Origin of the sequence: Lentzea pudingi, assembly GCF_014646255.1 — a bacterium.
In the GTDB taxonomy this organism is placed as follows: Bacteria; Actinomycetota; Actinomycetes; order Mycobacteriales; family Pseudonocardiaceae; genus Lentzea; species Lentzea pudingi.
Window position 1 is genome coordinate 755,243 of record NZ_BMNC01000002.1, and the last position, 20,899, is coordinate 776,141.

Annotated in this window: 15 protein-coding genes and 1 riboswitch; of the genes, 11 read left to right on the plus strand and 4 right to left on the minus strand. The window is 68.5% G+C overall.

The genetic code is table 11. From position 1 onward, the window contains the following. Positions 1–50 precede the first annotated feature (50 nt). The gene (locus IEY88_RS09350; RefSeq protein WP_189154207.1) at positions 51–404 is read left to right on the plus strand and encodes a winged helix-turn-helix transcriptional regulator; all 354 of its coding nucleotides are present in this window, start codon (positions 51–53) and stop codon (positions 402–404) included. A gap of 1 nt (position 405) precedes the next feature. On the opposite strand, the gene IEY88_RS09355 is transcribed toward IEY88_RS09350, so the two are convergent. Beyond that, complete coding sequence (locus IEY88_RS09355; protein WP_189154208.1) at positions 406–1,770, minus strand: L-serine ammonia-lyase; 1,365 nt, start codon at positions 1,768–1,770, stop codon at positions 406–408. 44 nt (positions 1,771–1,814) lie between these two features. Continuing rightward, complete coding sequence (gene gcvH / locus IEY88_RS09360; protein ID WP_189154209.1) at positions 1,815–2,198, minus strand: glycine cleavage system protein GcvH; 384 nt, start codon at positions 2,196–2,198, stop codon at positions 1,815–1,817. Positions 2,199–2,261: 63 nt separating this feature from the next. Next, positions 2,262–2,354, minus strand: a riboswitch (glycine riboswitch). Between the two features lie 225 nt (positions 2,355–2,579). Here gcvH and ald point away from each other — a divergent pair. After that, complete coding sequence (ald, locus tag IEY88_RS09365; RefSeq protein WP_189154210.1) at positions 2,580–3,692, plus strand: alanine dehydrogenase; 1,113 nt, start codon at positions 2,580–2,582, stop codon at positions 3,690–3,692. Between the two features lie 54 nt (positions 3,693–3,746). Here ald and IEY88_RS09370 read toward each other — a convergent pair whose 3' ends face one another. Together IEY88_RS09370 and IEY88_RS09375 are read right to left on the minus strand one after the other, a co-directional pair. Continuing rightward, positions 3,747–4,427 carry a TetR/AcrR family transcriptional regulator gene (locus IEY88_RS09370; protein WP_189154211.1) on the minus strand — a complete coding sequence of 227 codons (681 nt, stop codon included), beginning with the start codon at positions 4,425–4,427 and terminating at the stop codon, positions 3,747–3,749. Between the two features lie 10 nt (positions 4,428–4,437). Next, on the minus strand, positions 4,438–5,886 hold the full coding sequence (locus IEY88_RS09375) for an MFS transporter (RefSeq protein WP_189154212.1): 1,449 nt from the start codon (positions 5,884–5,886) through the stop codon (positions 4,438–4,440). Between the two features lie 341 nt (positions 5,887–6,227). Between IEY88_RS09375 and IEY88_RS09380 the strand changes: the two genes are divergently transcribed. The 9 genes from IEY88_RS09380 (at position 6,228) to IEY88_RS09420 (ending at position 20,899) form a co-directional block, all read left to right on the plus strand. Then, entirely contained in the window at positions 6,228–6,410 is a 183-nt protein-coding gene (locus IEY88_RS09380; RefSeq protein ID WP_045312139.1) for a hypothetical protein, read from the plus strand. Next, positions 6,410–6,847 carry a hypothetical protein gene (locus IEY88_RS09385; protein ID WP_229693208.1) on the plus strand — a complete coding sequence of 146 codons (438 nt, stop codon included), beginning with the start codon at positions 6,410–6,412 and terminating at the stop codon, positions 6,845–6,847. The genes IEY88_RS09380 and IEY88_RS09385 overlap by 1 nt, the downstream gene beginning before the upstream one ends. Before the next feature lie 22 nt (positions 6,848–6,869). After that, positions 6,870–7,829: an ABC transporter ATP-binding protein gene (locus IEY88_RS09390; protein ID WP_189154213.1), complete on the plus strand. Its 960-nt coding sequence runs from the start codon at positions 6,870–6,872 to the stop codon at positions 7,827–7,829. Continuing rightward, positions 7,829–8,701 (plus strand): ABC transporter permease subunit, encoded by an 873-nt coding sequence (locus tag IEY88_RS09395; RefSeq protein WP_189154214.1) that lies wholly within the window; start codon positions 7,829–7,831, stop codon positions 8,699–8,701. Before IEY88_RS09390 ends, IEY88_RS09395 begins: the two co-directional genes overlap by 1 nt. Before the next feature lie 47 nt (positions 8,702–8,748). Continuing rightward, positions 8,749–12,471: an ABC transporter ATP-binding protein gene (locus IEY88_RS09400; RefSeq protein ID WP_189154215.1), complete on the plus strand. Its 3,723-nt coding sequence runs from the start codon at positions 8,749–8,751 to the stop codon at positions 12,469–12,471. A 751-nt stretch (positions 12,472–13,222) separates the two neighbouring features. Next, positions 13,223–14,059, plus strand: a complete 837-nt coding sequence (locus IEY88_RS09405; protein ID WP_189154216.1) for a hypothetical protein — start codon at positions 13,223–13,225, stop codon at positions 14,057–14,059. Positions 14,060–14,353: 294 nt separating this feature from the next. Beyond that, on the plus strand, positions 14,354–18,043 hold the full coding sequence (locus IEY88_RS09410) for a multifunctional oxoglutarate decarboxylase/oxoglutarate dehydrogenase thiamine pyrophosphate-binding subunit/dihydrolipoyllysine-residue succinyltransferase subunit (RefSeq protein ID WP_189154217.1): 3,690 nt from the start codon (positions 14,354–14,356) through the stop codon (positions 18,041–18,043). 80 nt (positions 18,044–18,123) lie between these two features. After that, positions 18,124–18,300: a DUF6104 family protein gene (locus IEY88_RS09415; protein WP_189154218.1), complete on the plus strand. Its 177-nt coding sequence runs from the start codon at positions 18,124–18,126 to the stop codon at positions 18,298–18,300. A gap of 49 nt (positions 18,301–18,349) precedes the next feature. Further along, positions 18,350–20,899 (plus strand): NACHT domain-containing protein, encoded by a 2,550-nt coding sequence (locus IEY88_RS09420; RefSeq protein WP_189154219.1) that lies wholly within the window; start codon positions 18,350–18,352, stop codon positions 20,897–20,899.

Consider the following 20,899-nt stretch of genomic DNA (forward strand, 5'->3'; position numbering starts at 1 on the left):
AGCTCTCACACTTACTATCAGTTAGCGTTTTGACCAGCTATGATGCCGGTATGGAGTTCAACGTGTTCGCGAAGGCGTGCCCGTCACGTCCCACGCTGGAGCACGTCACGGGCAGGTGGGGCGGCCTGACGCTGGGCGTGCTCGTGGACGGTCCGCTGCGCTTCAACGAGCTGCGCCGCCGCGTCGACGGGGTCAGCGAGAAGATGCTCTCGCAGACGTTGCAGGCCCTCGAGCGCGACGGGCTCGTGCACCGGGAAGCCCAGAACACGAACCCGCCGCGCGTCGACTACAGCCTGACGCCGCTCGGGCGCGAGACGGCGGACAGGCTGCTCGCGCTCATCCACTTGCTGGAGGCGCGGATGCCCGAAGTGCTGGAAGCGCAGAAGGCGTACGACGCCCGCTGAGTCAGCACTCGATGACGTTCACGGCGAGCCCGCCGCGTGCCGTCTCCTTGTACTTCACCGACATGTCCTTGCCGGTGTCCCGCATGGTCTTGATGACCTTGTCGAGCGACACGAAGTGCGAGCCGTCGCCCCGCAAAGCCATGCGCACGGCCGTGATGGCCTTGATGGACGCGACGGCGTTGCGTTCGATGCACGGGATCTGCACCAGCCCGCCGATCGGGTCGCACGTCAGGCCGAGGTTGTGCTCCATGGCGATCTCGGCGGCGTTCTCGACCTGTTCGGGGGTGCCGCCGAGGACCTCGGCGAGACCGCCGGCGGCCATCGAGCAGGCCGAGCCGACCTCGCCCTGGCAGCCGACCTCGGCGCCGGAGATCGACGCGTTCTCCTTGAACAGCACGCCGATCGCGGCCGCCGTGAGCAGGAACCTGACCACGCCGTCGTCAGAAGCTCCCGGCACGAACTTCGTGTAGTAGTGCAGGACCGCGGGGACGATGCCCGCCGCGCCGTTGGTCGGCGCGGTGACGACACGGCCGCCAGCCGCGTTCTCCTCGTTGACGGCCAGCGCGAAGAGCGTCACCCAGTCCATGACCCGCAGCGGGTCGGTGACGAAGTGCTCACCCTGCAACGACTTGCGCATCTCGGCGGCGCGGCGGCGGACCTTGAGGCCGCCGGGCAGGACGCCCTGCTCGGTGCAGCCGCGTTCGACGCACTCCTGCATGACGTGCCAGATGTGCAGCAGCCCGGAGCGCACCTCTTCTTCTGTGCGCCACGACAGCTCGTTGGCCATCATGATCTCGCTGATCGACAGGCCGGTCTCGCGGCAGCGCGCGAGGAGTTGGTCGCCGGTCAGGAACGGGTGTGGCAACGGTGTCGAGTCGGGCTTGATCCGGTCGGTGCCCGACGCGTTCTCGTCGACGACGAAACCGCCGCCGATCGAGTAGTAGACGGCGTGCTCGACCGACTTGTCACCGCTGAACGCCTCGAAGCTCATCCCGTTGGGGTGCAACGGGAGTGACTTGCGGCGGTGCATGACGAGGTCGCGGTCGTGCACGAAGTCGATCTCGTGCGCGCCGCCGAGCTTCAGCCGGCCGCCGGAGACGATCTCCTCGACGCGGGCCGCCGCGACCGTGGGATCGACTTCTTCCGGGAGGTTTCCTTCAAGGCCCAGGAACACGGCCTTCGGGCTGCCGTGACCGTGTCCGGTGGCGCCGAGCGAGCCGAACAGCTCGACGTGCACACGGTCCACTGAGGACAGTTTCGGGCCGAGCTTGTGCACGAACATCGCGGCCGCGCGCATCGGGCCGACCGTGTGGGAGCTGGACGGTCCGATGCCGACGGAGAACAGGTCGAAAACGCTGATCGCCACTGATCAGTCCTTCGTGGTGGTGGGGCGGTCAGTCAGGCCCAGGATCAACTGGTCTGGGTGAGCTCGGCGTACTTCGCCGCCGTGAGGAGGTTCTCCGCCGAGTCCACACGGACCTTGAACAGCCAGCCGGCGCCGTACGGGTCGCTGTTCACGACCGCCGGGTCGTCCACGACAGCGCTGTTGACCTCGAGCACCTCACCGGTGACGGGCGAGAACAGGTCGCTGACGGACTTGGTGGACTCCAGTTCGCCGCAGACCTCGTTGGTGACGACCTTGGCACCGACCTCGGGCAGCTGGACGTACACGATGTCACCGAGGGCGTCGGCGGCGTACTCGGTGATTCCGCAGGTCAGCGGGTCCTGGGTGCCCGGCGTCCAGTCGACCCACTCGTGCTCGACGGTGTAGAGCAGGTTCTCGGGGAACTCCACGGCGCGACTCCTCTGGCAGTGACGGATCAGGAAACTTGCGCCCCCTCCGCCGTGCAGAGTTGCCTACCCCGGGTGGTCTTGCTGCCTGAGAGTGTGCGGGAGCTTGCCCCTTCGGCGCCCCGACCGGTTCGTCGAGGTCTCTCCCACGCGGGTTCTGGCGCTCGCGCGCCGCGGCCGGTGTTCAGTTGTCCGGGCCGAACGCTATGTGCGGTCCCCGCCGGGTGTCAACGCGGGACGGTCGAGCGGAACGCGAACGAGCCTCAGGTCGCTCTGTTCCAACTGAACAAACCAGGGGGTGCCGGATAGTGCCAGCTGCACAGTGACATGACCTTGCGACTGGCCCACATTATGAGATGTAGGCCACCGAACGGAGGAGTCATCGTGCGGATCGCAGTTCCCCGCGAGATCAAGAACCACGAGTACCGCGTCGCTCTCACCCCCGCCGGTGCGCACGAGCTGACCAGCCGCGGGCACGACATCTACGTCGAGCAGGGCGCCGGTCTCGGTTCCGCGATCACCGACGAGGAGTACCTCGCCGCGGGCGCCAAGATCCTCGCGACCGCCGACGACGTGTGGGCCGAGGGCGACCTGGTGCTCAAGGTGAAGGAGCCGATCGCCGAGGAGTACCCGCGTCTCCGCGCCGGCCAGACCCTCTTCACGTACCTGCACCTCGCCGCCGACAAGCCGCTGACCGAGGCGCTGCTCGCCTCCGGCACGACGGCCATCGCCTACGAGACCGTGCAGCTGCCGAACCGCTCGCTGCCGCTGCTCGCCCCGATGTCCGAGGTCGCGGGCCGCCTGGCCCCGCAGGTCGGCGCGTTCAGCCTGATGAAGCCCTCCGGCGGCCGCGGCGTGCTGCCCGGCGGCGTCCCCGGTGTCGCCCCGGCCCGCGTGGTCGTCATCGGTGGCGGTGTGGCGGGCGTCAACGCGGCCACCATCGCCGTCGGCATGGGCGCGGACGTGCAGATCCTCGACACCAACGTCGACCGCCTGCGCCAGATCGACGCCCAGTTCCAGGGCCGCCTGCGCACGCTGGCGTCGAACTCGTTCGCCATCGAGCAGGCCGTCCGCGAGGCCGACCTCGTCATCGGCGCCGTGCTCGTGCCCGGTGCCGCGGCCCCGAAGCTCGTGTCGAACGCGCTGGTCGCGGACATGAAGCCGGGTTCGGTGCTCGTCGACATCGCCATCGACCAGGGCGGCTGCTTCGAGGACTCCCGCGCCACCACTCACGCCGAGCCGACCTACGAGGTCCACAACTCGGTGTTCTACTGCGTCGCGAACATGCCGGGCGCCGTCCCGCGCACCTCGACCTACGCGCTGACCAACGTGACGCTGCCCTACGCCGTCGCGCTGGCCGACAAGGGCTGGGAGAAGGCGCTGAAGGACGACCGTTCGCTGGCCCTGGGTCTCAACGTCCACGCCGGCCTGCTGACCAACGGCCCGGTGGCCGACGCGACCGGCCTCGTGCACACGCCGCTGGAGACCGTCGTCTAAGACCAACCGAATGAATGAGGCCCCCGCACGCGTGAATCGCTGCGGGGGTTTCGCCTATCTGAGGGCGGCGACGCGCGCCTTGATGCCGTCGATCATGCAGTCCAGCCCGAACTCGAACTGCCCCCCGAGCGTCCAGATCTCCGGCACGTCCAGCATCTTCACGTAGTTCGGGTGCTTCTCCCGGTACAGGTCGGCGATCTTCGCCAGGTCCGGCGGCGGTGAGTCCATCCCGCCGCGGGCGAGGAAGTTCACCTCGGCGATCGAGTAGCCGACGGCGAAGCTGGAGATCGTCGAGATCGACTGCGCGGCCGCGCCCAGCGACAGGCCGGCACGCAACATGGGTTCGAACATCGCGTCGCTCATCGCCACGGCCTTCGGGCCGATGCTGTTGAACTCACCCTGGCCCCGGATCCACCACGGGTGCTTGTGCGCGAGATGACGCATCGAGTGCATCATCCCGCGCACCGCCGTCTCCCAGTCGTCGTCGGGGCCCGGCAGCGGGAACTCGCCGTAGACCTCGTCGAGGCAGAGCTCGATCAGCGCGTCCTTCGTCGGCACGTGCCAGTACAGCGACATGGGCGCCGCGCCCAGTTCCGCCGCGAGCTTGCGCATCGAGAGCTTCTGCAGGCCGTGCGCGTCCAGCATCTCCATCGCCTTGCGGACGATCGCCTCCCGGCTCAGGCCGAGGGGCTGCCCGCTGCTGGGCCTGGGCTTGCCGAACCACACGCTCTCCACATCAGCGATCCTAAGCACGCCGGAGCAACACGCTGGCCACAACACCTCCCAGGAACACCGCGATCGCGCCGATCACGAGGCTCACGCTCATGCCGTTCGAGAACGCCTCGCGCACGACCGCGATGTCCGCTCCGCTGTGCAGGGCCTCGGTCAGCGAACGCCCCGGAACGCCGTCCGGCAGCGAGGCCACGAACCGCGCCGACAGCAACGCGCCGAGCACAGCGATGCCGAACGAGGACCCCAATTCCGTCAGCGTGCCCGACAGCCCGGACGCGATGCCGGCGCGTTCCGGCGGGATCGAGCCCATCAGCGCGTTGACCGCGACCGGTTGGGACACACCGACACCCACGCCGATGAGGATCAGACCGGCGAGCGTCGGCGGGTAGGTCGTGCCGATCGACAGCAGCCCCACGCCGCCCGCGACGATCGTCATGCCGAGCAGCATCGCCCGGCCCGCGCCGAGCTTCATCACGAGCTGTCCCAACGTGTTGCTGGTGACGAGCAACGCGATCGCCATCGGCGCCACGCGCACGCCGGCCTCCAGCGGGCTGTAGCCGAGCACGCCCTGAAGGTGTTGCGTCAGCAGGAAGAGCGAGCCCGCCATGCCGAACGCCGCCAGCACGCCGGACGCCACCGCGCCGGTGAAGCGGCGGTTCCGAAAGAACCCGAGGTCGAGCATCGGGTCGGCGGTGTGCCGTTCCCACAACGCGAATCCGGTCAAGGCCACCAGGCCGACGGTGACCGGCACGCCGAACTCCGCCGAGCCGAACCCGTGCTCCGGCAGCTCGATCACCGCGTACACGATCGACACCATGCCGATGATCGACAGCACCGAACCGAGCACGTCCGGCTTGCGCACGGTCGGGTCCTTGGACTCCGGCACCAGCACCGCGACGGCCGCGATCGCGAGGACCGCCACCGGCACGTTGATCAGGAACACCGAACCCCACCAGAAGTGCTTGATCAGCGCGCCGCCGATCACCGGTCCGGCCGCGAAGCCGAGGCTCGTGACGGCGGCCCAGATGCCGATGGCTTTGGGGCGTTCCTCGTCGTCGAACAACTGCATGAGCACCGCGAGCGTGCCCGGCATCAGCACCGCGGCGCCGATGCCCATGAAGCCGCGGGCCGCGATCAACGCCTCGGACGAGCTCGCGTAGGCCGCGACCGCGCTGCCCGTGCCGAACAGCACCAGACCTGCCAGGAGTGCGCGCTTGCGGCCAAACCTGTCGCTCAGCGAACCCGTCGTGAGCAGCAGGCCCGCCAGTGCCAGCGAATAGGCGTTGATCATCCACTGGATGTCGGCGGTGCTCGCGTCCAAGCCCGTCGAGATGGACGGGATCGCCACGTTGAGCACGGTGTTGTCCAGCACCACGACCATCACGGACAGGCAGAGCACGCCGAGCACGGCCCAGCGTTGCGGGTGCGGGTGCACCACGGCCTTCTCGGTCGTCGAAGTCATCGTTCCTCCCCCTTACGGTGTACGAGTAACTTACAGCGTACGAGACCGGAGGACGCAAGCGGTTTTCGCTCAGGACAGAAAAGGCTTCAGAGAAATGAAAGGGCGGCCGCGCTCAACCAGCCTGGGGGTCACTGGGAGCGGGGCCGCCGTGTCCAAATATAGCGGGCCTTGACGCACCTCGCCCAGCACCCCCGCCGAAACGCGACCCAAAAGTTTCCCCGAGTGGACCACTGCCCCGCTCCGACCGTCCAGCAAACGAGTGAATTCCCGTGTTCGCGGTGCGGCGAGCAGGGGGTTCGGCCGATGAAGACGGAGTCGGGTGTCCCTCGAAGGGAGATTCCATGGCTGAACCACAGGGATGGATCCACTGCCACGACCCGTTCGGTCGCGACAGGTCGATGACCGTTCTGGTGGAGAACGACCGGGTCCTGCTGGTCACGCCACCGGGCGAGACCGCTGTGATGTCCGCCACCCAGACTCGCCGGCTGGGCTCTCTGCTCGACCAGGCTACGGCGAAGATGTGATGGACGAGACCCTGCGCGACGCGGTGCTGCAACGCCTGGCGCTGCTGGACAAGGTCGCCGAGCACGGAGAAGCCGAGGCACTGGTCCCGCTGGCCCGCGCGGAGATCCACCGCCTCGCGGACGGCTGGCGGCTGTTGCTGACGGTCCACCAGCCCGACGAGGACGGCCGGTGCAGGGCCTGTCCCGGCTGGCTGCGGCGCCGCCGGTGGCCGTGCCAGATCTGGAACATGGCGCACCAGCACCTGATCGGCGAGGGACTTCCCCACCGCGAGCGGCGGCGGCCGTTGCGCAACCCCTTCACTCGATCAGGTGTTATCGAGGTGCCGGAGGAGACACCGGCCGAGATGACCACCGAACTGCCGATCCCGGCCGACGGTCCACCGGTCGTGCACCGGGCGCCCGTCGTGTCCCGTCCCAAGCACGCCTTGCCGGAGTGACGTTTCAGGCAGGATGGGCCGCATGCATGACGGCAGCGGCCTCATCGCGGTCCAGAACCTGACCAAGCAGTTCGGTCCGGTCGCCGCGGTGCAGAACCTGAGCTTCACCGTGTCACCCGGCAGCGTGACGGGCTTCCTGGGCCCGAACGGCGCGGGCAAGACGACGACCCTGCGGATGCTGCTGGGTCTCGTGAAACCCACGGCCGGCACGGCGACGATCAACGGACGACCGTTCCACCAGCTCGGCCAGCCCGGCCGCGTGGTGGGCGCGGTGCTGGAGGCGCAGGGTTTCCACCCCGCGCGCTCCGCCCGCAACCACCTGCGCGTGTACGCGTCGGCCATCGGCGTGCCGGACGCGCAGGCCGACCAGGTCATCGGCCTGGTCGGCCTGAGCTCCGCCGCCGATCGCAAGGTGGGCGGGTTCTCGCTCGGCATGAAGCAGCGGCTGGCGCTGGCCACGGCGTTGCTCGGCGACCCCCAGGTGCTCGTGCTGGACGAACCGGCGAACGGGCTCGACCCCGAGGGCATCGCGTGGCTGCGGACGTTCCTGCAGTCGTACGCGCGCATGGGCCGCACGGTGCTGATCTCCAGCCACCTGCTGGCGGAGGTGGAGCAGACCGTCGACCAGGTCGTGATCATCTCGCGCGGTCAGACGATGTTCTACGGGCCGTTGGAGCAGTTGCGGCAGTCGCAGCAGAAGCGCGTTCTCGTGCAGCCGTCGGACCACAACGCGCTCGCGACCGCTCTTCGTGCCGCGGGTGTGCAGGCGATCGAGCAGCTGCCCGACGGCAGGCTCGCGGTGTCCGGTGTGGACTCCCGGCAGGTCGCCGACACCGCGTTGCAGGCGGGCGTGTCGATCTACGGCATCCAGGAGGAGCAGGTCGACCTCGAGCGGCTGTTCTTCCAGCTCACCAGTGGCCAGTACGCCGGGCACGCGCCGGCTCCGAATCCGTACCAGCAGCAACAAGGTGGTTGGGCCTGATGGGCAACCTCGTACAGGCGGAGCTCCGCAAGACCACGACGACCGGGTTGTGGTGGGGTCTGCTGATCCCGACCGCCGTGCTGGCGCTCGGCTGGGGGCTCGCGACCGGCCTGCTGGGACAGTTCTTCGTGGACTTCGCGGCGAGCGGTGACGTCGACGAGGTGTCGGACTTCCTCGGGGTCACGCCGGACCAGTGGAAGGTCTCGCTGTTCGGCATGGCCCGGGCGATCAACATCTCGACGATCTTCCCGATGATCTTCGGCGCGATGGCGATCTCGGGTGAGCTCAGCCGCCGGACGATCACCACGACGTTCCTGACCGCGCCGTCGCGCGTGCACGCGTTGCTGGCGAAGATGCTGGTCTACGTCCTGTGGGGCGCGATCTACGGCCTCGTGATCATGCTGTTCCTGGGCATCGGCGTGGTGGCGACCAGCGACTCGGGCCAGCTGCCGGACGCAGGTGGCTGGGTGATGCTGACGCTCGTCTGCGTGCTGTCGTCGATCCTGATGACGATGTTCGGCGTCGGCGTGGGCGCGCTGATCCCCAACGTCGCCGGGGCGATCGTGCTCCTGCTGCTGTACTTCCTGGTGATCGAGAACGTGCTGCACGGCGTGCTGGCGTACCTCGAGGTGCCGGCGGTGATCGGCTTCCTGCCGAACGGGTCGATCAACGGGCTCACCGGGTCGGTCTCGGTCGACCTGTTCCTGTCGTCGGCGGGTGTCGTGCCGACGGAGATCGAGGACGTGCTGCGGGCGATCGCGGGTGCGGCCGGGGCGCAGGACTGGTGGCTGTCGGGGATCGTGTTCCTCGGCTGGGCCGGTGTCGTGTTCGCGGGCGGATGGGCCGTCACGCAGTCCAAGGACATCACCTGACCTGCGATTTCTGACGTCACGATTTTGTGTCGGACCCCGAACGTACTGTGGGTCCCGTGACGAAGGGCTGGATCCGCCGACTGACCGCAGCGTGCTGGCAGCACCCCCGCCTGGTGGTGCTGTCGGTCCTCGCCGCGGTCGTCGGCGTGGGTCTGCAGGCGGCGGGGCCGTTGCTGCTCAAGACGGCGATCGACGACTCCACAGGTGGCCGCACCGATCGGCTGTGGCCGTTGATGGTGGCGTTGATCGTCCTAGAGGTGCTGACGTTCGGGTCGGCGTTCCTGCGCCGCTACCTGGGCGGGCGGCTGGCGCTGGGCGTGCAGCACGACCTGCGGCTCGGCGTGTTCTCGGCGGTGCAGCGGCTCGACGGCGCGAAGCAGGACGAGCTGCGGACCGGGCAGATCGTGTCGCGCTCGATCACCGACCTGCAGCTGGTGCAGTCGCTGCTGATGATGGCGCCGCTGGCCGTGGGCACGGTGGTGTTCGCCCTGGCCGCGCTGGCAGCGATGATCTACCTGTCGATCCCGCTGACGATCATCGCGGTGATCGTGCTGCCGCTGGTGGCGTGGCTGGCCGGGCGCACCCGGCTGACGCTGTTCCCGGCCACGTGGTCGGCGCAGCAGCGGGCCGCCGACCTGGCGCAGCACGTCGAGGAGACCGTCACCGGCGTCCGCGTCGTGAAGGGCTTCGGCCAGGAGGCGCGCGAGGTCGCCCGGCTGGAGAAGCACGCCGAGTTCCTGTTCGCGGAACGGATGCGGGCCGCCAGGCTGTCGTCGAAGCCGCTCGCGACGGTGACGGCGCTGCCGTTGCTCGGCCAGGTCGCGGTGCTGGGACTGGGCGGCTGGCTGGCGTTGCACGGCCAGGTCACGCTGGGCACGTTCCTGGCCTTCACGACGTACGTGGCGAACCTCGTCGGCCCCACCCGGTTGCTGTCGAGCCTGATGGTGTCCGCGCAGCTGGCCCGCGCCGGGGTGGAGCGCGTGTACGAGCTGATCGACTCGCAGCCCGACGTGACGGACGGCCCCGGCGAGGTGCCCGACGGCCCGCTCGGGATCTCGTTCTCGGACGTGTCCTTCGGCTATGCCCGCAGCGAACCGGTGCTGAAGGAGTTCTCGATCTCGGTCGAGCCGGGCGAGACGCTGGCGCTGGTGGGCACCGCGGGCTCGGGCAAGTCGACGGTGTCGTTGCTGCTGCCCCGGTTCTACGACGTGCACACCGGCTCGGTCCGGGTCGGTGGCGCGGACGTGCGCACGCTGAAGCTGGAGTCGTTGCGCGGCGCGGTGGGCGTGGTGTTCGAGGAGGCGTTCCTCTTCTCGGACACGGTGTTCTCGAACATCGCCTACGGCAGCCCCGACGCCTCCCGCGAGGAGGTCGAGCGCGCCGCGAAGGCCGCCGAGGCCCACGACTTCATCGAGGCCCTGCCGCTCGGCTACGACACGGTGGTCGGCGAGCGCGGCCTCACGCTGTCCGGTGGCCAGCGCCAGCGCGTCGCCCTGGCCCGCGCCCTGCTCTCGGATCCGCGCATCCTCGTGCTGGACGACGCGACGTCCGCGGTGGACAACGCGACGGAGGCGGCGATCCACGCGACGCTCGCCTCGGTGACGGCGAACCGCACCACGCTCCTGGTGGCCCACCGGCGTTCCACGCTCTCCCTGGCCGACCGCATCGCCGTCCTCGACGCCGGCCGCGTGGTCGACGTCGGCACGCACGCCGAGCTCACGGCCCGTTGCGCCCTCTACCGCGACCTGCTGGCGGGCCCCGGCGAGGCGATCGAGTCCGCCGCGCCGGTCAAGGCCGGTGAGCTGTGGCCGGCGCTGTCGCAACAGGACCTCGACGACCGCCTGATCGCCGAGGCGAGGACCTCGACCCCGGCCGCGTCCGGCAGGCGTGGCGGCGGCGGAGGGGGCGGAGGCGTCGGCGGTGGCATGGCGGCGCTGGCCGGCGGCCCACCCACTCCCGAGCTGCTGGCCCAGGTCCGTTCGCTGCCCCCGGCCACCGAGGTCCCGGTCCTGCACGGCGAGGACCCGCGCGCTCCCGACCCGGCCTTCCGCCTGGCCCGCCTGCTGAGGCCGGTCCGCTGGGCCCTGGGCGGCGTGGCGGCCGTGGTGGTGCTCGACGCGCTGGTCGGCATGGGCATGCCGTCGCTGGTGCGCCTGGGCATCGACGGCGGCGTGGTGGGCGGTGCCGAGTCGGCGCTGTGGCAGGCCGTGGTGCTGGGCGTCGGCCTGGTCGTGGTCGGCTGGCTGACGACGGCGGGCAGCACGGTCTTCGCCGCCCGCCTGGGCGAACGCCTGCTCTACCTGCTGCGCGTCCGCAGCTACGCCCACCTGCAACGCCTCGGCCTCGACTACTACGAGCGCGAGATGGCCGGCCGCATCATGACGAGGATGACGACGGACGTCGACGCCCTCTCGACGTTCCTGCAGACCGGCCTGGTCACCGCGGTGATCAGCCTGATCACGGTCGTGGGCATCACCGCGGCCCTGGTGGTCACCGACGCCTCGCTGGCCCTGATAGCCCTCTCGGTGCTCCCGCTCCTGGCCGCGGCGACGGTGCTCTTCCAACGCCTCTCCTCGACCGCCTACGCGGAGGCCCGCGAACGAGTGAGCGCCGTCAACGCCGACCTCCAGGAGAACGTCTCGGGCCTGCGCGTCTCCCAGGCCTACACGAGGGAACGCCGCTCCGCCGAGGCCTTCGCCGAACGCAGCGACGCCTACCGCCGCACCCGCCTGCGAGCCCAGCGCTACATCGCCACCTACTTCCCGTTCGTGGCAATGCTCTCCGGCGTGGCCCAAGCGGTGGTCCTGGCCGTAGGCGCCCACCGGGTGGCGACGGGCAGCCTCACCCCAGGCATCCTGCTCGCGTTCCTGCTCTACCTGGGCCTGTTCTTCAGCCCGATCCAGCAACTCTCGGGCGTCTTCGACGGCTACCAGCAGGCCAGGGTCGGCCTCCGCAGGATCGGCGACCTGCTCCGCACCCCCAGCACGGTCGAACCACCCGCAATTCCCGTACCGGTCCCACCCCGCCTGAAGGGCGAGGTCGAGCTCCGCAACGTCTCCTTCACCTACACAGGCGCGGACACCCCAGCCTTGGACAACGTCACGCTGCACGTGACCCCAGGCGAAACCGTGGCCCTGGTAGGCGAAACCGGCGCAGGCAAGTCAACGCTCGTCAAACTGATAGCCCGCTTCTACGACGCCACAGCAGGCACAGTCCTGGTGGACGGCAAGGACATCCGTACGTACGACCTGAGCGCCTACCGCCAACGCCTGGGCGTGGTCCCCCAAGAGGCCCACCTCTTCGGAGGCGACCTGGCCACCAACGTCGCCTACGGCCGCCCAGAAGCAACAGAACAAGAAATCCAACAGGCCACCGAAGCAGTAGGCGCCCTCCCGATGGTCGCCACCCTCCACAACGGCTTCCGCCAACCGGTGGGCGAACGAGGCAACCACCTCTCAGCGGGCCAACGCCAACTGGTGGCTCTGGCCAGAGCAGAACTGGTGAACCCAGACCTCCTACTCCTCGACGAGGCAACAGCAGCCCTGGACCCAGCCACAGAATCGGCAGTCCTAGCAGCCAGCGACCACCTGACAGGCGCCAGAACCACCTTCGTAGTGGCCCACCGCCTAGCCACAGCCGCAAGGGCAGACCGAATAGTCGTCCTGGCCAACGGCCGAATAGTCGAACAGGGCACCCACGCCGACCTCTTAACGGCCAACGGCACCTACGCCCGCCTCTGGCACCACGGCGACACCCCAGAAGCCGCCTGACCACACCCCGAACCCGCGCCCACAACGGCAAAGCCACGCCAACGGCGACGGCCATGGCGAGAGCGATGGCGGGGGCGGGGGTGATGGCGCGGGCGATGGCGGGGGTGATGGCGATGGCGGGGGTGATGGCGAGGGCGGGGCGATGGCGAGGGCGGGGCGGTGGCGGGGCGATGGCGCGGTCCGGGGGCGCGGTCCGGGAGCGCGGTCCGGGAGCGCAGTCCGGGAGCGCGGTCCGGGGCGCGGTCCGGGGGGCGGTCCGGGGGGCGGTCCGGGGGGCGGTCCGGGGCGATGGCGCGGTCGGAGGCGCGGTCGGGGGCGATGGCGAAGCCGAGGCGTACCTCCAAGCGGCCAGGGCAACGGCGAAGCCGAGCCACCCTTCCGCCAACGGCAATGGCGAAGCCGAGGCGTGTGAACCTCTTCGCACTTGGTCAGCGGTGGTGACGTGCCCAGCTCGGCGATTGGGGCTTGACCTTGAGGAGCTGGATGCGACCGTTGCAGGGATCGGCCGGGCTCTTAGTGCCCGGCCTTTTAAGGCCGATATGTGCATCCAGCTAGAGGCTCAAGGTCAAGCCCCAATCGCTATCGTCGCGCAGCGGCGATGACCGGCACCGGCCCGTCTTGACCTGCGCAACCACCCGCACAAGGCGACCACGCGCAAGCAAGGTGACCACCCCGCTGGAACGCGACGAAACCAACCCAACCCGCACCCGCCCGACCCCGCCGCCCGCCCCCGCCCAAAGGACCCCACCCCATGCGCCGCCCCTCAATCCTCTACGTCTCCAACCTCGCCTACCCAGCCAAAGGCCGCCGCTACTGCGACGAGGACATCCACCTGACCTCACATCTGAGAACCCACTTCGACATAGCCATCTGCCACCCAGAAGACGCCACCGCCCTGATGCACAACCACGACACGGTGGTGATCAGGAACAGCGGCCCGATCAAGGACTACGAACCCGCCTACCACGCCTTCCGCACCCAGGCGAAGGCCACAGCCCAACGCGTCTACAACCCGCTCACCGGCAAGGGCGACATGGCCGGCAAGCAGTACATGATCGACCTGACGAACGACGGCTACCCGGTCATCCCCACGATCGACACAGCGGACCACCTCGACCGCCTCCCCCAGACCACCGAGTACGTCGTGAAGCCCAAGTCCGGCGCCGACTCACACGGCCTGGAGTTCGTAGCCGAGTCCAGCCTCCAAGCCAACCTGGCCGACAAAGCAAGAACCAACGACCAGATCCTCATCCAGCCCAAGATCGATTTCCGGTACGAGGTCTCGTTCTACTTCGTCGACCACGACTTCCAGTACGCCCTGAACGCCCCGGACCCGACCCAGCGCTGGGAGCTGAGCCGCTACGAACCCACAGCCGAAGACCTGGAGTTCGCACAACGGTTCGTCGACTGGAACGACCTCGACCACGGCATCCAACGCGTCGACGCGTGCCGCACCGCGCAGGGTGACCTGCTGCTGGTCGAGTTGGAGGACCTGAACCCGTACCTGTCCCTCGACCGGACCACCGACGAGGCCAGGGCGAGGTTCACCAGGGCGATGGCGGCCTCGATCGAGCGTTCACTGGGCTGAACAAGATCAATGCGCAGGGCGGCCGTGTTGTACCTATCGTGAACTGATCAGTGCGCTCGGTGCGTATGCCCGTCCAACAGCCCGGTGAGCATTACCCGAAGGGAGGCGACGTAGTGAGACGCACATCAAGAATTGCTCAACTGCGGGTGACGGCAGGCCCTGTCCTGATCGATCCTGTGACCGAGCACTCCTTGCCTTGTGCCTCCAGTGTGTGAAGGCCCGGGCCAGGGGGACTAACCTGGCTACCGCATGAGTCAACACCAAGAGCGAGATGGATAGAGGCGAGCGACAGCCGTGTCCAGCAGCAGTCCTGCGTCACAGTTCGGGCCGAACGAATGGCTCGTCGAGGAGATGTACGAGCAGTTCCTCGCGGACCCGTCATCGGTAGACCCGGCATGGCACGACTTCTTTGCCGACTACAAGCGTGCGGGTGCCAACGGTAGCGCCGCCACGGCCAGCGCGGGTGGCTCCACGGCCACCACGACCGCGACCGTGACGCCGCCGACTGCCGACAACGGCAAGCCCGCGCCCGCGGCGGCACCCAAGCAGGCGGCGGCGCCGAAGCCCGCGGCCACGCTGCCGCAGACCGGCAAGCCCGCGCCGCAGCAGGCCGCGAAGGCCGCCCCGGTCAAGCCGAGTGCGCAGCCCGAGCAGAAGCAGTTGCGCGGTGCCTCCGCCGCGATCGCGAAGAACATGGAGCTGTCGCTCACCGTTCCGACCGCGACCAGCGTGCGCGCCGTGCCCGCGAAGCTGCTGGCCGACAACCGCATCGTCATCAACAACCACCTGAAGCGGACGCGCGGCGGGAAGGTCTCCTTCACGCACGTGATCGGCTACGCGGTCGTCCGGGCGCTGCAGGCGTTCCCGAACATGAACCGCCACTACGCCGAGGTCGACGGCAAGCCGTTCGTCGTCACGCCGGAGCACGTCAACTTCGGTCTGGCGATCGACCTGCCCGGCAAGGACGGCAGCCGCACGCTGGTCGTCGCGTCGGTCAAGGGCTGCGAGAACATGACGTTCACGCAGTTCTGGCAGGCCTACGAGGACCTGATCCGCAAGGCGCGCGGCGGCTCGCTGACGGCGGACGACTTCTCCGGCACCACGATCTCGCTGACCAACCCCGGCACGATCGGCACGAACCACTCGGTGCCGCGGCTGCAGGCCGGTCAGGGCGCGATCATCGGCGTCGGCGCCATGGAGTACCCCGCGCACTTCCAGGGCACCAGCGAGCAGGCGCTCACGGACATGGGCGTCAGCAAGATCATCACGCTGACCTCCACGTACGACCACCGCATCATCCAGGGCGCGGAGTCGGGCGAGTTCCTCAAGCGCGTCCACCAGTTGCTGCTGGGCGAGGACGGCTTCTACGACGACATCTTCGCGTCGCTGCGGCTGCCCTACGAGCCGATCCGCTGGGTCGCCGACATCCCCGAGGGCGCTGTCGACAAGACCGCCCGCGTCATCGAGCTGATCGACGCGTTCCGCACGCGCGGTCACCTGATGGCCGACACGGACCCGCTGAACTACCGCCAGCGCTCCCACGCCGACCTGGACGTGCTCAGCCACGGCCTGACGCTGTGGGACCTGGACCGCGAGTTCCCGGTCGGCGGCTTCGCCGGCAAGGAGCGGATGAAGCTCCGCGACATCCTGGGCGTGCTGCGCAACTCGTACTGCCGCACCGTCGGCGTCGAGTACATGCACATCCTCGAGCCCGAAGAGCGCCAGTGGATCCAGGAGCGCGTCGAGGTCCCGCACGAGAAGCCGCCGGCCACCGTGCAGAAGTACATCCTCAGCAAGCTGAACGCGGCTGAGGCCTTCGAGACGTTCCTGCAGACGAAGTACGTCGGCCAGAAGCGCTTCTCGCTCGAGGGCGGCGAGACCGTCATCCCGCTGCTCGACGCGGTGCTCGACAAGGCCGCCGAGCACGAGCTCGACGAGGTCGTCATCGGCATGCCGCACCGCGGCCGCCTCAACGTCCTCGCGAACATCGTCGGCAAGCCGATCTCGCAGATCTTCCGCGAGTTCGAGGGCAACCTCGACCCCGGTCAGGCGCACGGCTCCGGCGACGTGAAGTACCACCTCGGTGCCGAGGGCAAGTACTTCCGCATGTTCGGCGACGGCGAGACCAAGGTGTCGCTGACGGCGAACCCGTCGCACCTCGAAGCGGTCGACCCGGTGCTCGAGGGCATCGTGCGCGCCAAGCAGGACCTGCTCGACAAGGGCGGCGACTTCTTCCCGGTGCTGCCGGTCGCCATGCACGGTGACGCGGCGTTCGCCGGTCAGGGTGTCGTGGCCGAGACGCTGAACCTGGCGCTGGTCCGCGGTTACCGCACCGGCGGCACGGTGCACATCGTCGTGAACAACCAGGTCGGCTTCACCACCGCGCCGGAGAACTCGCGGTCCTCGAAGTACTCGACCGACGTCGCGAAGATGATCGGCTCGCCGGTCTTCCACGTGAACGGCGACGACCCCGAGGCCTGCTACTGGGTCGCGAAGCTGGCCGTCGAGTACCGCCAGGCGTTCGCCAAGGACGTCGTGATCGACATGGTCTGCTATCGCCGCCGCGGCCACAACGAGGGCGACGACCCCTCGATGACCCAGCCGGCGATGTACGACGTGATCGACCAGAAGCGCTCGGTGCGCAAGACCTACACCGAGTCCCTGATCGGCCGCGGCGACATCACGGTCGAAGAGGCCGAGAAGGCGCTGCAGGACTTCTCGAGCCAGCTGGAGCACGTCTTCAACGAGGTCCGCGAGCTCGAGAAGCACCCCGTGACGGTCAGCCCGTCCGTGGAGGCCGAGCAGCAGATCCCGGCGAAGCTGCCCACGGGCATCAGCCGCGAGACGCTGGAGCACATCGCGGACGCCCACGTGAACCTGCCGGAGGGCTTCACGCCGCACGCGCGCGTCAAGCCGGTGCTCGACCGCCGCGCCAAGATGGCGCGCGAGGGTGGCATCGACTGGGCGTTCGCCGAGCTGCTCGCCTTCGGCTCGCTCGCGATCGAGGGCCGCAACATCCGCCTGGCCGGCCAGGACTCGCGCCGCGGCACGTTCGTGCAGCGCCACGCGACCCTGATCGACCGCAAGACCGGCGCGGAGCACACGCCGCTGCAGCACCTGTCCGACGACCAGGGCAAGTTCATGGTCTACGACTCGGTGCTGTCGGAGTTCGCGGCCGTGGGCTTCGAGTACGGCTACTCGGTGGCGAACCCGCAGGCACTGGTGCTGTGGGAGGCGCAGTTCGGCGACTTCGTCAACGGCGCCCAGCCGATCATCGACGAGTTCATCTCGTCCGGTGAGGCCAAGTGGGGCCAGCGTTCCGACGTCGTGATCCTGCTGCCGCACGGCCACGAGGGTCAGGGCCCCGACCACACGTCGGGCCGCATCGAGCGCTGGCTGCAGCTGTGCGCCGAGGGCTCGATGACCGTCGCGGTGCCGTCGACCCCGGCGAACTACTTCCACCTGCTGCGTCGCCACGCCCTCGACGGCGTCGACCGGCCGCTGATCGTGTTCACGCCGAAGTCCATGCTGCGCCTCAAGGCCGCGGTGTCCGGGACCGACGAGTTCATCAACGACCGCTTCCACTCGGTCATGGACGACCCGACGATCAAGGACCCGAACGCGGTCACGAAGGTCCTGCTGTGCAGCGGCAAGATCTCCTACGAGCTGCACGCCGAGCGTGAGAAGCGTGGCGGTGGCGACGTGGCGATCGTGCGCGTCGAGCAGCTCTACCCGGTCCCGGCCCGCAAGCTGACCGAGACCCTGGAGCGCTACCCGAACGCGAAGGACGTCCGCTGGGTGCAGGAGGAGCCGGCGAACCAGGGTGCCTGGCCGTTCTACGGCCTGGCCCTGCCGGAGCTGCTGCCCGAGCACCTGGGCACCGTCCGCCGCGTGTCGCGCCGCCCGATGGCCGCCCCGTCGGCCGGTTCGAGCAAGGTGCACGAGGTCGAGCAGCGCGAGATCATCACCCGCGCGTTCGAGTAGGCCAGTACCGAACGAAACGAGCCGCCGGATTCCCTTGGGGTCCGGCGGCTCGTTTTCTGAGTCCTCACAGGAGTTTCGCCATGTACCACACCGATCGCGGCATCGAGGAGCTCGAGAAGCGGCGCGGCGAGGAGGAGGTCACGTTCGCGTGGCTCGCCGACAAGCTGCGGGAGTTCGTCGACGCCAACCCCGACTTCGAGACGCCCATCGAGCGCTTCGCCACGTTCCTGGCGCGCGACGACGACTTCGAGGACTAGTCGCCTCGAATAACGTGACATCCCGCGCATCTCGGGCGAATAGAGGTGCATGGGCAAGATCCTCGGCCTGCTCGGCATGGCCATCGCACCTCCGGCCGCCGCCTTCGCGTTCCTGCAGACCTGGGCGAAGGCACACCCGGTGCTGGCCCTGGTCGTGTTGGTCGCATACGAAGCGGTCGTCTTGGGGCTCGGCTTCGCGGGCAAGCTCGTCGGCGGTACCGCCGACGAGCTGAACAAGCGCTGGAAAGACGACCTCGCCAGGACGATCGACGAGGGCACCCGCCGCCGCTTCTCCGGTTTCGAACGCCGCTATCGCGAGTCCGTTCTGGGCAGTCTGAGGTTCATCGACCTCAAAGGCCTCGCCACGATGGGCTTCTACACACCGGAGCTGGACGAGGTCTTCGTCGACGTCAGCCTCGCGCACAGCGATCCGACGACGGTGCCTTCCGACGTGCTGGGCCACCGCCAGACCCAGCGCGAGCGGCGCGTCATCGGCGACTTGATCAACCAGCAGCAGCCCGTCGTGCTCGCCGTGATCGGCGCACCGGGCTGTGGCAAGACGACTTTGCTGCGACACACCGCACTCCTCGTGTGCCGGGAACGACGTCGTCGCCGACGCAAGATCCCAGCGCTGCTCTACCTGCGGGACCACGTGCAGGCGATCACGGAGGGCACCGCGCTTCCCGACGTGATCGATCGCGCCGCCCCGGTGGGCTGGTTCGAGCAGCAGTTGCGCGCGGGTTCGTGCGTGGTGCTCCTCGACGGTCTGGACGAGGTCGCCGACCAGCAGAACCGCCGCGCCGTCTCGGACTGGGTCGAACGCCAGATCATCCGCTACCCGCTGAACGACTTCGTGATCACGTCCCGTCCGCACGGCTACGAGACGGCTCCGGTGTCCGGCGCGGACATCGTGCAGGTCCGCGGCTTCACCGACGACCAGGTGACCAGGTTCGTCCGCAGCTGGTACTTCGCCTTCGAACAGCGCAGCACCGGCGAGAAGTCACCCGAGATCGCCCGCCGCGCCGAGGAGGAGGCGAACGACCTCCTCGAACGACTGCACCAGAACCCCTCGCTCTACGAGCTCACGGTGAACCCGTTGTTGCTCACCATGATCGCGAACGTGCACAAGTTCCGCGGTGCGCTGCCGGGCAGCCGCGTGGACCTCTACAGCGAGATCTGCCAGGTGCTGCTGTGGCGCAGGCAGGAGGCGAAGAAACTCGTCTCGGAACTGACCGGCGACCAGAAGATGACGCTGCTGAGCGGACTCGCCTACTCGATGATGAGCCGCCAACTGCGCGACATCAGCCGGGACGACCTGTCCGCCGAGTTCCGTTCCTCCCTGCGGCGCATGGCCAGGGGCATGGACGAACAGGACTTCATGGCGGACATGACCTCGTGCGGGCTTCTGCTCGAACGTGAGCGCGACATGTTCGCCTTCGCGCACCTGACTTTCCAGGAGTACCTGGCAGCTCACCACATCCGGGAAAAGCAGCTCGCGCCGCAACTGGCCGCCCGCGTCGACGACGCGTGGTGGCGCGAAACCACCCTGCTGTTCGTGGCACGCGCGAACGCTGACCCGATCGTGCGGGCATGCCTCGAATCCGGGACGGTTGCAGCGCTGTCGCTGGCATTGGACTGTTCCGAGGAAGGCAGCGAGCTGTCACCGGGATTGCGCGGGGACCTCGACGCGATGCTGCGAGCGGTGTCCGATTCCGGAGACGACACATCGTTCCGCAACCTCATGGTCCAAGTCGTGGTGTCCCGATACCTGCGCCGGCTGGTGCGCACCGGCGAAGGAACCCGGCTGTGCGCGGAGCCGGTGAGCAACCGCATCTACCAGCTCTTCCTGGACGTCCACCCGCATTGTTCCCCCGACGTGCCTCTCGGTGCCCCCGACGAACCGGTCAGGGGTGTCTGGGGTGACGACGCGCTCTCGTTCGTCGAGTGGGTCAACAGGCTGTCTCCTGGCGTGACCTTCCGGCTGCCTCGCCAGGAAGAACTCCGCTCATCGCCGACCTTCGCGAAATTGAGGCCGCTCTCCCCCTGGATCATCGACAGCAACTCCGGCCTGCCGTACCAGGAGATCCATTACCAGACCACCAGGGAGGAACTCCGCAGCGATCTGCAGGCCGATCTCGGCACAATGGTGCAGCTCGAGCTCGAAGAGCCGCCGAACGGATTCGTGAAGTTGCGGCACCACATCGTCGAGACGATCAACGCAGCCAGCGCTCGCGGAAGCAGCTTCAGAAAGCACTTTCCACGTTCGTTCCTGGATGCCGCATGTCCCAAAGGGGAAGTCGCGTACCTCACGTCACTCAACGGCTACATAACGGCAATGCAGGGCGTGCCGCTGAGCCGTCAGGGCCAGGCGATGCTGCCGGTGTTCGACGACCTGCTCGCCGCGATCCACTCCGAACCGAGCAGGCTCGACAATTCAATCGCCTCATGGCTGCGCATAGCCGCCATGTGCCTTGTGCTGGAAACAAGTGAGGATCGCCAGGAGGCGTTCCGGGGTCTCGCCGCCAACGTGTCAGTCTTGCAACGACGCGCCGACGGCAGACTCCCCGCGAACGAAACGATCATCCTGGCAACGGACTAG

Excerpts from the sequence above, each read along its gene's own strand:
- IEY88_RS09380 (WP_045312139.1), top strand. The coding sequence starts at position 6,228 with ATGGCTGAACCACAGGGATGGATCCACTGCCACGACCCGTTCGGTCGC.
- IEY88_RS09375 (WP_189154212.1), bottom strand. The coding sequence starts at position 5,886 with ATGACTTCGACGACCGAGAAGGCCGTGGTGCACCCGCACCCGCAACGC.
- IEY88_RS09405 (WP_189154216.1), top strand. The coding sequence starts at position 13,223 with ATGCGCCGCCCCTCAATCCTCTACGTCTCCAACCTCGCCTACCCAGCC.
- IEY88_RS09350 (WP_189154207.1), top strand. The coding sequence starts at position 51 with ATGGAGTTCAACGTGTTCGCGAAGGCGTGCCCGTCACGTCCCACGCTG.
- IEY88_RS09395 (WP_189154214.1), top strand. The coding sequence starts at position 7,829 with ATGGGCAACCTCGTACAGGCGGAGCTCCGCAAGACCACGACGACCGGG.
- IEY88_RS09385 (WP_229693208.1), top strand. The coding sequence starts at position 6,410 with ATGGACGAGACCCTGCGCGACGCGGTGCTGCAACGCCTGGCGCTGCTG.
- IEY88_RS09390 (WP_189154213.1), top strand. The coding sequence starts at position 6,870 with ATGCATGACGGCAGCGGCCTCATCGCGGTCCAGAACCTGACCAAGCAG.
- IEY88_RS09420 (WP_189154219.1), top strand. The coding sequence starts at position 18,350 with ATGGGCAAGATCCTCGGCCTGCTCGGCATGGCCATCGCACCTCCGGCC.
- IEY88_RS09415 (WP_189154218.1), top strand. The coding sequence starts at position 18,124 with ATGTACCACACCGATCGCGGCATCGAGGAGCTCGAGAAGCGGCGCGGC.